The organism is Defluviimonas aquaemixtae (assembly GCF_900302475.1).
GTDB classification, from domain to species: domain Bacteria; phylum Pseudomonadota; class Alphaproteobacteria; order Rhodobacterales; family Rhodobacteraceae; genus Albidovulum; species Albidovulum aquaemixtae.
Window position 1 is genome coordinate 1,787,225 of sequence record NZ_OMOQ01000001.1, and the last position, 12,785, is coordinate 1,800,009.

Annotated in this window: 8 protein-coding genes and 2 pseudogenes; 1 reads left to right on the plus strand and 9 read right to left on the minus strand. The window is 63.2% G+C overall.

Translation table 11 applies throughout. The features are described from left to right. Positions 1–3: 3 nt before the first annotated feature. The 7 genes and pseudogenes from DEA8626_RS08705 to DEA8626_RS08735 form a co-directional block, all read right to left on the minus strand. Positions 4–984: a dynamin family protein gene (locus DEA8626_RS08705; protein WP_181366392.1), complete on the minus strand. Its 981-nt coding sequence runs from the start codon at positions 982–984 to the stop codon at positions 4–6. 56 nt (positions 985–1,040) lie between these two features. Further along, positions 1,041–3,125 carry a dynamin family protein gene (locus tag DEA8626_RS08710; RefSeq protein WP_108852596.1) on the minus strand — a complete coding sequence of 695 codons (2,085 nt, stop codon included), beginning with the start codon at positions 3,123–3,125 and terminating at the stop codon, positions 1,041–1,043. A gap of 11 nt (positions 3,126–3,136) precedes the next feature. Then, positions 3,137–4,348, minus strand: coding sequence for a hypothetical protein (locus tag DEA8626_RS08715; RefSeq protein ID WP_146188851.1), 1,212 nt, complete (start codon positions 4,346–4,348; stop codon positions 3,137–3,139). 4 nt (positions 4,349–4,352) lie between these two features. After that, the gene (locus DEA8626_RS08720) at positions 4,353–5,243 is read right to left on the minus strand and encodes a PP2C family protein-serine/threonine phosphatase (protein ID WP_108852598.1); all 891 of its coding nucleotides are present in this window, start codon (positions 5,241–5,243) and stop codon (positions 4,353–4,355) included. Next, the gene (locus DEA8626_RS08725) at positions 5,227–6,099 is read right to left on the minus strand and encodes an FHA domain-containing protein (protein ID WP_245890805.1); all 873 of its coding nucleotides are present in this window, start codon (positions 6,097–6,099) and stop codon (positions 5,227–5,229) included. Before DEA8626_RS08725 ends, DEA8626_RS08720 begins: the two co-directional genes overlap by 17 nt. Beyond that, positions 6,096–7,472, minus strand: a complete 1,377-nt coding sequence (locus DEA8626_RS08730) for a serine/threonine protein kinase (protein WP_245890806.1) — start codon at positions 7,470–7,472, stop codon at positions 6,096–6,098. The genes DEA8626_RS08725 and DEA8626_RS08730 overlap by 4 nt, the downstream gene beginning before the upstream one ends. 316 nt (positions 7,473–7,788) lie before the next feature. After that, positions 7,789–8,482 (minus strand): annotated as a pseudogene (locus DEA8626_RS08735) (IS6 family transposase). A gap of 256 nt (positions 8,483–8,738) precedes the next feature. Here DEA8626_RS08735 and DEA8626_RS08740 point away from each other — a divergent pair. Next, a complete protein-coding gene (locus DEA8626_RS08740; protein ID WP_108852599.1) occupies positions 8,739–9,404 on the plus strand; it encodes a L,D-transpeptidase in 666 nt (221 codons plus the stop codon). A 536-nt stretch (positions 9,405–9,940) separates the two neighbouring features. Here DEA8626_RS08740 and DEA8626_RS08750 read toward each other — a convergent pair. Beyond that, positions 9,941–10,240 (minus strand): annotated as a pseudogene (locus tag DEA8626_RS08750) (integrase core domain-containing protein); the annotation flags it as partial. Between the two features lie 1,203 nt (positions 10,241–11,443). Continuing rightward, positions 11,444–12,781 carry a multicopper oxidase family protein gene (locus DEA8626_RS08755; protein ID WP_108853388.1) on the minus strand — a complete coding sequence of 446 codons (1,338 nt, stop codon included), beginning with the start codon at positions 12,779–12,781 and terminating at the stop codon, positions 11,444–11,446. Positions 12,782–12,785 lie beyond the last annotated feature (4 nt).

Consider the following 12,785-nt stretch of genomic DNA (forward strand, 5'->3'; position numbering starts at 1 on the left):
GCTTCAGATCAGCGAAGCGGACCCGGCGCTTCGCGGTCTGCGACTCCGCCCCTCTCCCGCCTTGGACAACTGCACGCGTCGCGGCATTACCCGGCCGGCCGACGCATCTTCCCCCGCCCCCTCCGAGCCGATTTCCACAGGCTCGGATGCGGCGGCAATGGTAGGTTCGGATGGGGCCTCGTGCGGTGTGGGAAAGCGTCGCACGGTGGCCGTCGCCCCGGGGGCTTCGGCGATTTCGTCCGCTCCCCCCGCTCCCGCCGGAGGTGCTGGTTCCGCCGGCGTCGCCAAGGTCATCCGGTCTGCGACGAAAACATCGGATGCGCTGGTCCGAGGCGCGGAGGCAAGCACCCGTTCGAGCTCCGCGATGATCTCCTGCAGCCCGCCCAGGACCGCTTCAAGGCCAGATGCCTGCCAAGCTTCCGGATCGCCGTCGGCATCCTGGACCTCGACAAGCGATACAGGAAGAACCTCCCGGAACATGGACCCTGCCTCACGCTGCACACGGCTTACCAGGCGCCGCCGATCTGCCTCCGACAGGACCTTGTCGATGCGGGTGATCAGAAGCAGGCTGCGCGGGAACAGGTGCTCGGGCGCCTCTTCCCACATCGCCGCCTCGGATTGGCGCCAGGCTTGGGTCGCGGGTGTGCACCACACCACCGCGTCGGCCAGCGGCAACATGCTCTGCCAGATGTTTTCGGTGATGTTCGGGTCGGAACTGCCGGGCATGTCGATGATGTCGCAGACTTCGAGAATGTCTGCCTGCACGAACTTCCGGATGGCGCGGGTGTTGCGGATCGTGACGGCGTCGGCCTGCCCGGCATCCAGCGGTTCTTCCGTTCCGTCCACCGCGATGCGAACCGCAGGTCCCTCGCCATGAGCATACCAGACCGGCGGCATCTGAGTTGCCGTCACCTGCACCTGAGAAAACGTTTCGCTCATCAACAGGTTCGCCAGCGTGCTCTTGCCCGCGCTGAACTCACCCATCAGAGCGATCCGAGGCTTCCGGCGCGGCGCCGGGGTATCCAACGTGAAATCGGCCGTCATTCTGCAGCCCTCCATTCGCTTTGAGGTTTGAATTCGGACAGGAAGGCGACGGTGTCGCTCAGCGTGTCTCGCCGATCCGGGGCGGCCGCTTCGGCATCTTGCCGGAGCTTTTCGACCCCGATCTCGGTCCGGTTCGCGAGATCCAGCAGATGCGACCGCTGGGTGCCGATGAATTCGGTGAGGACATGCCTTACGGTATGGGCATAGGCCTCCGCGTGTTCGGCGCGGAGCGAGACCACAAATGGCTCGATCTCGGCGTCGATCAACTCCGAGTACTCCTCGGCAAATTCCTCGTAGCTCCTGCGGCGGCGCCACCAGTTCGTCCACCAGTTCCCCTTGACGTCAAGCGCGATCGTACTGCCAAGGATGACTGGCGGAGGCGGGTTCGGCGCCACCGGGGCCTCAAGTGCTGCGGAGGCGTCGGAAAGCTGGAACGCCGCGGCATAGAGGTTCTGTATCTCGGCGGCGGTGGCCGCGAAAACCTTCTCGCTCGCGTTCACCGACTTCGCGGCAAAGACCCGGTAGGCCGAACCGAGGAGCAGCCGCAGGCCCGCCGGCTCGTACTGCCAAATCTCACGGTCGCCGTAGTGCTCCAGGTGGCGGACAAGAGAGGCCGTGGCGCGACCGAGGAAGGATCGGCGGGCGCTGGCGAGGCGGCTTTCGAGTCCCGAGATCAGCTTGCTTAATTCGGCATCGAGGAGGTCGAGGTTTCGCGCCGCGATGGCGTCAAGTTCGCTGCCGATGTCGGCGGGCGCGACGGGCGTGACCGACTCGCCGTTCATCCGCTTCGACATGACCTGGCGCGACGCCTCGATGCCATTGGCGATGTTGCGCGCCGAGCGGACGATGCGTTCCTCGAACTCGGCACCCTCGCCGGAACTGATCCGCGAGGAGATCGCCTCGCATAGCGCCGGAATGCCCGAGAGCCTCCAGATCGTCTCTTGCACCGTGCCGGGAATGTAACCCGTGAGCAGCTGGTGTTCGGCCCAGTCGACAAGCGACTTGGAGCTCGCCGTGCCCAGGTCCTTGTAGGTCTGAGACAACGCGTGAACCGCCCAGAACGCGCTGCCGAAGATGATCTCGGCGTCGGTCGGGCCGTTGAGCGCCTTGAGCGTGGCCACGATGCTCTGGCGGATTTCCTCCGTCTCGCGGACGGGGTCGTTCAGTTCGTCGATCCGGTTCACGAAGATTATGACCTCGCGCGACCGGATGTTGGAGATCAGGCGGATGAGCGCCATGTCGACGGTCGAGAGGGTCTGGTGCGCCGAAAGCACGACCACGCACAGCCGGCTTCCTCGGATGGCATTGACGGTGATCTGCTCACGGATCATGAACGTGTCGTTCACGCCCGGCGTGTCGCGAATGCAGAGACGATAGGGCAATTCCGGGTGCCCGAGATAGAGATCGGCAGACTTCGTGATGTCTGCGAACCGGCCCTGTTGCTTATCGGTGCTGTTGTTTCCGTCGAGATCGTCGCCCAAGCAGACGTAGCGCTGCACCAGTTCCTCGTCGACGTAGCCGTATTCGTGCGCCTGCCCCATCAGAAGCTCGAATTTCCGCCCGAGCCTCTGGCGCGATTTCTCGCGCATCTCCTCGAGCTGGCGCCGCACCTTCTCGAGTTCCCTGTCAGCGCCCGCACGGGCGGCGAGTTCACCCACGCGTCCACCCCGGTTAAGCAGGCGGTCCCATTCCTCTTCGTCAAAGAAGCGGAACTTCGCCTTTCCCGCACCGCTGCGCGTCGCGGGATCAAGGTGGAGCGAGGTCACCACCGAGGTCCAGGGGTTGATGTCAGCGGGCAGAAGACCGGGCCAGCCGGCCAGAGCGTTGACCAGCGTGGTCTTGCCGGCCTTGACCTGGCCGATCATCGTCACCGAAGGTTCGAAGCTACGGATCTGATGCTTGAGCTTGCGTGTGGCCGCGCGGGCCGTCTCTCCCCCAGCATCCGCGATCGCGTCCGCCGCCGTCTCAAGCTTCTGAATCCGATCCGCGAACGACTGCAATCCGGAAAAAGCCGATCGGATCAGGGTGCTCTCGGGCGCGAGGGCTTCTACCGGCTCGGCGATATCTCCTGGGGCGTTCATCGTCTGTCTCCTCAGTTCACAGGCGTTGCGGTCCGTGCCAGGCTTGCCTCGAAGGCGGAACGGATTTGAAGCAGAAGCGCTGCGGCGTCCTCTGCCTGCTCGGCGCCGCCCTCAATCTGGAGCAACGTCGCCATGTCGGACGCATCATCGACGAGTCCCCGGAGCGCCGACACCGGTCCTACGTCTTCCGGCCATTCCGCGGCGCGGTCGCGAAGACCGTCCGTCACTTCACGGCAGCGTTCAAGCACCTCGCCCGCCCAGTCGGCGGAGACCGCGTCGTGCCATTCCAGCGCCTCGAACAGGTCGCGCGCCTGGCGCTTGAGAAAGATGAGCGGCTCGGAAAGAAGATCGACCAATTCGGCCGTTTCCGGGATATCCAGCGCATCCTCCTCCGCGGGGGACGGGCGCGGGGTTTCTAGGGCTGCCGGTTCCGGTTCCGAAGCGCCAACCCTGCGTCCGCACCGGAACAGCAGTACTCGCGCCGCATCGAGGTCCTCTCCAAGGGCATCGTCGATATCGGAGGCGAGTTGCTCGAACAGCCTGTTTGCGCCGACCTGCAGATCTTTGGCACCGCAGCGCATGGCATTCCCGGTTGGAAGGAACATCACCCGCTCGAAACCAGGCGGTGTCCGGCCGCGCAGTCCGTGGTCATCCGGTTCCGATGCGAAAGCGACGAGATAGGCATGGTTTTTCAGCTCGGGCGCGGCCGCACTCCAGATCCGGGCCTCGGGGGGCGAGAAGTCACGGGTGCACCAGAGCGCGAAATCGATCCGGCGCGCGGCCCAGCACAGAGCTGCTGACTGCTCTTCGGCATCCTCGCTGGCCGCAAGGTGGAGAAGCGTCACGCGCCGAAGTGCATCGATCGGTGCGCCGACCTCTAGAAAAACCGCGTCGCGATCAAGGAGGTCGGACCGCGGCATTCCGTCTGCGGATAGTGTGCTCGCATCAGCGAGCGTTGCCTTGGTGTGCGGCTTCTCTGCGAAGCCGATCTCGATGGTGGGCCAAGCCATCCGTTCCGGCAGCACTTCGGTTCCGAGAAGAGCGCTCAGCAGGCGCTTGCGCAGCCCGGTTTCGAAACCGATCAGTCCCACCCGGATCGGGCGGCGCAATCTTTCGACGAGGTGCTCGCAACTGCGAGCCACACGCGGGGGGATCGCGGCCGAGCCCATCAGGGCCTCGAGCTCTTCCAATGTCTTCCGGGTGCGGGGCGCGAGCGATGCCACGATGTCAGTTCCTCGTCCCGAGGTATCGCGCCGGTGCAATCGCGCCTGTCAGTGCGCGCAATATCGTCCTTGGCGACAAGCCGGGCGCCAAACGCTGTTCTGCCGCTGTGTCGGAAGCCTTCAGCACGACCACCGAGATGTTGTCCTGCTCCGGGTCGCCGCGCGCCGTGACGCCCGCAATCAGGGCGTTGGCAATCGACGCACTATGGTCGCCCATCGCGCGCGCGAGCACCGCCTCGATCCCGTCGTCGGGCAGGTACTGAAGCCCGTCACTGGCGGCCAGCACCAGATCGCAATCCCGCAACAGGAACGGCTGCGCCGGGCAATCTATCGCGCCGATCGCCTGGCCGATCAGGGCGGAGGTCAGGCAATTCCGCTGCGGGTGGTTGCGACCCATTTCCGGGTCGATTAGACCCTCCCGGACCATCAGGTCGATCTGCGGCGCCAGCGAATGGTCGTCGTTGAGGCGCCTCAGCCGGCCGTCCCGAAACAGATAGAGCGGCGAATCCCCGACCGACAGCCAATAGAGACGGTCCTCGAGCACCACCACCACGATCACCGTGCCGCCCATGCCGGCGGTCTCGGGTTCCGCGTCGATACGCGCGCGGATGCGGCGGTTGGCGACGTTTGTCGCGCTGCAAAGCAGCTCAGGTATGTCGGCTTCGGCCAAATCGGGATCGCCAATGCGCAGGATCAGCTCGGCGAAGACCTCGGCGACGATGATCCGGCTCGCCACGTCCCCGGCGGCATGTCCGCCCATGCCGTCCGACAGCACGGCAAAGCCGATCTCGGCACCCTGTGCAAACGATGTCGCGAGCGCATCCTCCTGGCGCGACCGCGCGCCTTGGCACAGCGCAGAGGCTGCGTCGATGGCAATCTCAACTTTCCGGGGCATCACTTTCCTGCCTGTCTTCCGTCGCGCCCCAGGTGAAATCCGGTCCGCACAGCGCTACGAAACGAAGCGTCGTCTTGCCGATCCGGATCAGGTCGGCATCGGCGAGGTCCTCGGTCGCCAACACCGGGTTCCCGTTCCGGCGAACGATGTTCGACTTGCCACCATGGCCGACAAAGAACCGGTTCTGTTCGTCATCGTAGGCGATCGAGGCATGGTTCTCGCGCGAGACGCTGGTGTCGCCGAAATCGAGACAGACCGTCTGGTCGGTGCCGCGGCCGATAGTCGAGACACCCGCGCCGATCGTGAACGACGCGCCCCGTCCCGGGCCGTCGACAACCACGAGCCAGCCGGCGGGAAACTGTCCCTTGGCAGAGGGCGCCGCCCGCTCCGCGGCGAACACATCGTTTTCCACGCCGCCGGTGTGAAATCCGATGATCCGCGTCTTCACTCGGGTTGCGGCGGTGCGTGTAGGATCGACTCCGGCGTCGCGATCCCGCCCGGTCCGGCCACGCGCGACCGGCGTTTCATCCACAGACTCAGCGGCAGGTGCGCGACGTGACGCCCGTTCCGGTGGCCGGACCGCATCGTCTTCCCGCTCGCCTTCTTCTATGTCCCAGATCTGCTTTTTCGGGGCGGAACCGGCGGTCGCGCCGCTTGGGTCGGCCGCCTCCTCACGCGGAGAATCGGCGCGCTTCGTAGGCGGCTGCTCTCGGGCGCCTTCGGGCTCCTGGAGCCTCGCCCGCACGGCATCCAGATCGAAAAAATCGGAAACCCGCTCCTGTTCATCGGCATCATCTCGATCTGCCGACAACGGCAGCGGCCGCTTTCGCACGATGACGTCTTTCAGGTACTTCACCTGTTCACCTCTTTGGACATTGGGCCGCGGGCGGCCCCGAAGATGCGGAAAAGATAAGAATCTGCGAAGAACCGGCCGAATTTCGTGTTTGGCGGTTCCGGGATCTTGGTCGCCTTGATTTCAGGGTCGTCGGCCGGGTCGTCGACCGGAACAACTTTCCACATTGACGAAGCGGGCATGTGCCCGTGGCTTTCCTGCTTAGGGAGGACTCGTCGAAACGCAGATTTTTTGGACGGCGCGCTCTTGCGTTTGGCGGCGGCGGCAACCTGATCGGTCGCCCCGCTCGGCTCCGGCCGCGACGCAGTGTTCTTGGGCGGCACCGCAGGTTGCGCGGCAGGCGGTTCCGACTGGGTCTGGCGCTCCGAACCCTGCACGAGCTGCGCTACGCGCGCCTCCATGTCGCGGTCGTTGCGGGCCTGTTCGAGCAGCCGACGCTTGCGCCGTTCGGTATCGATCAGGTCACGCCATTCCCTCGCATTCTGGAGCCTCTCGGCCGGGAATATGCTGAGGCAACGGTTGATGGCCTCAAGGAAAAAGCGGTCGTACTGCTTGATCGTTTCAGTCGTCAGCGGTTCCAGCGGGTCCTTCAGCTTTTTCGCCGCCGCTGCCAGCCGTACCTGGCTGCTGGGCGGCGCCTCGCCCGACACCAAGTGGTAGAAAGTCGCCGCCAGCGCGTAGAGATCGCTGGAATAGGCCTGTTCGCTCCCGGCAAGGTAGAATTCCTGCGGCGAGTAGCCGTCCTTGACGGTCAGAACTTTCGAGAGAACCCGGCTCACGCGCGTCGCGCTTTCCCGCGCCGCTCCGAAATCGATCAGGACAGGCGAATTGTCGTTGTCGAGCAGGATGTTGTCGGGCGAGATGTCACGGTGAAGTATGTCGTGTTCGTGCATGTAGGTGACGGCATCGAGCACCTTTATCAGCAGTCGCTTGATCTCTCCGGGACCCAGCCGGCCCGGCTCCGTCTCGATCACGTGGAGCAGATCGCTCCCTTCGATGAAGTCGAGCGCCATGTAGGCGGTGCCGTTGTCTTTGAATATCTGGTGGACGCCGACGATATAGGGATGCTGCAGTTCCGAGAGCGCGCGGGCTTCCTTTTCGAAGAGCTCGAGGATCTTGTCGAATTCCTGCTCACCCCCTTTCGAGCGAAGCCGCACCATTTGCCTGGTACGGCAGCATATCGCTCCGGGGAAGCACTCCTTGATGACGATTTTCCTGCCGAGGCTGTCACGCGCAAGGTATGTGATCCCGAATCCGCCGGAATTCAGATAGGATTCGATCGTGTATTGCCCGCCACACAATTCGGTTCCGGGCGATAGCTCGTCTCCGAACGGGTCGAGATGACCGTGAACGCCTATGTTCGACGTATTGTCCAATTCTGTTCCCTGAGTGCATGGCGACAGAAAGGCGCGGCCCGAAGGCCATCAACTGTCCGACAAACTCGACAGAAAAATGTGCCCGAAAGATGGCAACAAGCTGGTGAATGTTGGCCACACGAGAACAAATCACAATAAAGTTGCCTATTGATGCGTGCCGCGTTGAACGCGCCATTAATCACGATATTTGAGATGCCCCTGGTTTCCTAGACACCTGCCTCGTTCAGTTTCTGTTGCCTGAATTCGAAACTAACGGGCGACAGGGTGCTGCCAGACAAATTCGAACCCGTCTCAGCTTGGACAGTAGCGCTGCCCCTTATTCCGCGCAGAGGCCGCGCCACGCGGCGAGAGCAGCGGCGCGGTTGGCCTTGAAGAGGGATCTGCTGGAAAGGCTGCGTCCCTGGTTGAAGTCGTTCGAGACGGAGGCGAACCTCTGTAACATTCGCATTCGCCGGAAGCGGAGCATCGTCCGATCTCGTCGTTGGAACGGCTGATGCGAAGTCTCCCCGCGATTGTTCATCCACCGGCCGGTCTGCCGGCGGTCGCGGATGCCGAGTTCGCCAAGTGCGGCGCCATAAGAGCGAAGGCGCTCAGTCGCGAGTTCATCGGCTGCGCCGTGTCGCTTCAGTGATTTCTTCAAGAATTTCAATGCCGCTTTCTTGTCCCGCGTCTTCGTCAGGAAGCTCTCGAGCACTTCGCCTTCGTGATCGACGGCCCGCCACAGATAGTGCCGTTCGCAATTGATCTTCACGATTACCTCGTCGAGATGCCAGCGCCAGCGGCTCGAACGCATCCTCTTGACGCGCCGCCTGCGGATCTCGGAGGCGAACATCCCGGCCGAACCTGTGCCACCAATACCGGACCGACTCGTGGCAAATGTCGATACCTCGTTCGTGCAGAAGGTCCTCAACATTGCGAAGCGACAGCGGGAACCGGACATACATCATTACTGCCGGGCGGATGATATCGGGCGACGTCTTGAAGTAGCGAAAAGGGGAGCGTTTCGTCATGGACGCAGGCCACGAAACCGCCCTGCCCCGCTCAAGCCAGTTCCTTTGACACTGCCGTATCGGCTAAGAGGTGAGAACCTAGTTTGCCCGGTCACGCAAGTTTTTATTGAACTTCTGGTTACTGTAGGCGTTAACCGACCACGGTAACGATTGGTACAAGCGGGTTTATCTTTGGAGCCTCGAACTTCCGGACGAGTAACAGTGCGTAACGGGAATGCGCGGTGACAATAGTAAGACGATCACAGGAACAGAAAAGATGCTGACAAGACGCCATTTCATCCAGACGACCACTGCGCTGCTTTCAGCGTCGTTATCCGGCCCCCTGCAGGCCGGGACGCGGGTCACCGATGCGCAGAAAGCGGCATGGGATTCCGAGGTGACCCCGCCCGGCTACGATCCGGCTGCGTCCAATCCGTGGGGACTTCACCCTCGGTTTCTGCCGCAGCGGGTGATCGCGAACGACGGCCTCATCCCGGGCGACATCCACGTCGATGCAGTCGCGAGGTACCTCTACCATATCGAGGAAGGCGGAACGGCGATGCGCTACGGCGTGGCCATCGGACGGGGCGGCCTTTACGAACCCGGCGTCTACACGATCAAACGCAAGGTCGAGTGGCCGCACTGGACGCCGACGCAAAGCATGATCGAGCGCGAGCCGGAAACCTACGCACAGTATGAGGATGGCATGGAGCCCGGGCCGCGGAATGCGCTCGGGTCGCGTGCGCTCTATCTCTTCGTGGGAAACCGCGACACCTACCTGAGAATCCATGGGACGCCGTATCCGCGTTCGATCGGAAGCCGGGCAAGTTCGGGCTGCGTCCGGATGGTCATGGCCCATATCAACGGCCTCTATCCGAAGGTCGCAATCGGTTCGACGGCGTTTCTCTATTCCGCCGAGGATAGCGTGACCGCGCAGAGTTGAGCCGGCAGCCCCTGAAGTGGGAAGAAAATTGGACTGCTTCGTGCCGGAGCTATGAATCGCGAGCGGAACAGATTGGATTTCCGCCGGCTGTGCGAAGTGGCAACAGGGTCGTTTCCACCGGCCCCCGGTGCTCATACCAGTAGCAGCCGTCCTCCGGCATTAGCCGCGCCGACGCGAGATCCTGGCCGGGCCCGGCAAGGGCGACGACGGCTTCGGACACGTTGACGGCGCCACCTCCGGCGTCCGTCGTCTGCACCGAGCACCCGGCCGTGATCAGCAGAACTAAAAAGACAGCGACGTTTCGTTCCCGCATTTCTTGCTCTTTCCTCTACGGTTCGTTGCTGGCAACCTGCCATCCGGCACCCCCCGCCTCAAGTAGTAAGTACGACCGCCCGGTCTGCGGATTCTAAGCCTCCCCATCTGAATTGGTCGACCGCTATGTTTAAAACGGAGGACCAGGACTGGCGAACAAGCGACACAAGCCAGAAGGGTATTGTCAGAGTGACCAGCCCCACTTGAGTGGTCCGGTTTGAGTGTTAGTGCATGACTGGTCTGTCGTCCATCGGGACGATGGTTTCCGGGGCCGGCGGGCGGAAGCCCAGAGCACTGGGCGGTCGCTTCGTGTTGTAGTGCCGCCTCCATCGTTCGATCAGGATTTTCGCCTCTCTGAGGCTGTAGAAGATCTCGCCGTTGAGCAACTCATTGCGGAACCGGGCGTTGACGCTCTCGCAGTAGCCGTTCTGCCAAGGTGATCCTGGCTCAATGTAGGTTGTCTTAGCACCGACGGCAGCGATCCAGTCCCGAACCGCTTGGGCGACGAATTCCGGGCCGTCGTCCTGATCCTCCCGCACTAAAGAGGTGGCTCGGTTGGTTTGAACAGTTTCGAGCCGTTTCGTAAGTGGATTTTCCGCTCGATTATGCCGCCACCAGGATTGGCGTAGGCGGGTTGTAATATGCCTGATCGGGCAGATCACGTTTTTTCTGATGGCATTGAAGATACAGTTAAAAGAAGGGCTTCGTCAGAGGTCTGAGTAGCGATGCACGGCCGGCACTCGCGAACGACGGTTCACTCGGGCGATCATGAACCTTTCGTCAGGTGAGGGCGTAGAGGCGGTCGCGACAGCAAGCGCGAGGATTCCTACACCAGAGCTCCCATCCGGGACGTGTTCGAGGGAAGGCGTGAGCAACGACACGGGTTATGTTGCAGCCGCGAGATCCGCCGGCGTGATAGCGGATTCCACCTTGCCAACAAACACCCAGCGAACCCCATCATGAACCGCCGCGTTCGATGAGAACACAGGCAACCTAAGGCGCAAAAAGAAGGAAGCTCGGAATACGCCCATTGACAGATTAGAAATCAGAATCGGTGGGTTCCGGGCTTTCGCCGCAGGCGTGACCTCCCCGTTGGGCATCGCAAAAGCGGCAGTTCAGATGCATCGAGGATCATCTCTGCTGCGACCGCGCGGCAATGCTCAGACCTTCAGGGAAGCAGACCTTCGCTGCGGGTGCGAGCGCGTCACCGGCTGATAGCGGGAGCGGACATTCAGCCGTGGAACTGACCGACACCCGACAATCCGGCGCGTCGGCGGGAAGTGTGAATTCGCCGCACCTGCGAAGCAGCGGGCGGAGCTTCAGGGATAGCTGACCTTCGCCGCGGGAGCGAAAGCAGCCGATGCCGTCAGAAGAAGCAGACATTCGCCTGACAGTTAGGCGGCGGCCGGCACGAACCGAAGGGTCTTCAGGGAAAGCGGACCTTCTCCGCAAGTGCGAAATCGCATGGTGCCGTCCAAAGTAGCGGACATAAAGAGCAATCAAGTCGAGCTTCAGCCAACGCCAAGCAGGGCGAAGCCTGACGAGCGAGCAGCGCGAAGACGTTCGGCGCGTTGGTGCCGCTCTTCCGCCAAGATGGTGGCGAGATCGCTGCTAGCCCCGATTGCGCAGATGGAGAGCCTTCCAGGCCGTTCGAACCAATCGCGGGCGTTGCGCGCCGCCGAGGCTGCCCCGGCGGCGCCCGTTTCGTGGCGCTCAGGCGCACGGCTTCACGACTTGCGCTCCGTGATCTGGGTCGCGGCGCTGCCGCTGCGGATCGGCTCCGGCACTTCACCGGTCCACTCGTAGGCCTGCGTGCCCGGCGGGTTTTCGTACCAGCCCGGATCGGCGTAGTCGTCCGCGCCGATGCCTTCGCGCACCTTCACGACCGAGAACATGCCGCCCATCTCCAAGGGGCCGTGCGGGCCACGGCCGTTCATCATCGGCAGCGTGTTCTCCGGCAGCGGCATGTGCATCATGCCCATATCGGCCATGCCGGCGGTGCCCATCGGCATGTAGCCCGGCCTCTGGCGGCCGATCATCTGAGCGAGCCGGCTCTTGTCGGCGCCGATGAAGGTCGGCACGTCGTGGCCCATCGCGTTCATCGTGTGGTGCGACTTGTGGCAGTGGATCGCCCAGTCGCCCTCATGAACGGCGTCGAATTCGTAGGCCCGCATCCCACCCACGGGAATGTCGATCGAGACTTCGGGCCAGCGCGCCGATTGCGGCACCCAGCCGCCATCGGTGCCGGTGACCTCGAAATCGTAGCCGTGCATGTGGATCGGGTGGTTGGTCATCGTGAGGTTGCCGACCCGCACGCGCACCCGGTCGCCCTTGCGCACGACGAGCGGGTCGATCCCCGGAAAGACCCGGCTGTTCCAGCACCAGAGGTTGAAGTCGGTCATCGTCATCACCCGCGGCACATAGGCGCCGGGATTGATGTCGAAGGAGTTCAGAAGAAACGCGAAATCCCGGTCTACGGGCATGAAGGCGGGATCCTTCGGATGGACGATGAAGAGCCCCATCATCCCCATCGCCATCTGCACCATCTCGTCGGCATGGGGGTGATACATGAACGTGCCGGACTTGATCAGGTCGAACTCGTAGACATAGGTCTTGCCGGGCGGGATGCCGGGATGGCTGAGCCCGCCGACACCGTCCATGCCCGAGGGCAGGATCATCCCGTGCCAGTGGACGGTCGTGTGTTCGGGCAGGCGGTTGGTGACGAAGATCCGCACCCGGTCGCCTTCCACCGCCTCGATGGTCGGGCCGATCGACTGGCCGTTATAGCCCCAGAGCCGGGCGATCATGCCGGGGGCCAGTTCGCGTTCGACGGGCTCGGCGACAAGGTGGAATTCCTTGACGTTGCCATTCATGCGGAAGGGCAGCGACCAGCCGTTCAGCGTCACGACCGGATTGTAGTCTGGCCCGGCGGATGGTCTGGGCGGCACCTGCGTGCCCGCGCCTCCGGCGAGGGCCGCTTCGGGCAGGGCCGTGTTCGAGGTCTGGCCCCAGGCGGCGGTCGAGACGAGCGCCGCGCCGGCGCCGAGGAGTTGACGTCTGTTCATCCTG

What these genes read in the sequence shown, in the direction of transcription:
- DEA8626_RS08705 (WP_181366392.1), bottom strand. Translation starts at nt 984, where the DNA reads ATGGGTGAGTTCAGCGCGGGCAAGAGCACGCTGGCGAACCTGTTGATG.
- DEA8626_RS08710 (WP_108852596.1), bottom strand. Translation starts at nt 3,125, where the DNA reads ATGAACGCCCCAGGAGATATCGCCGAGCCGGTAGAAGCCCTCGCGCCC.
- DEA8626_RS08720 (WP_108852598.1), bottom strand. Translation starts at nt 5,243, where the DNA reads ATGCCCCGGAAAGTTGAGATTGCCATCGACGCAGCCTCTGCGCTGTGC.
- DEA8626_RS08740 (WP_108852599.1), top strand. Translation starts at nt 8,739, where the DNA reads ATGCTGACAAGACGCCATTTCATCCAGACGACCACTGCGCTGCTTTCA.
- DEA8626_RS08755 (WP_108853388.1), bottom strand. Translation starts at nt 12,781, where the DNA reads ATGAACAGACGTCAACTCCTCGGCGCCGGCGCGGCGCTCGTCTCGACC.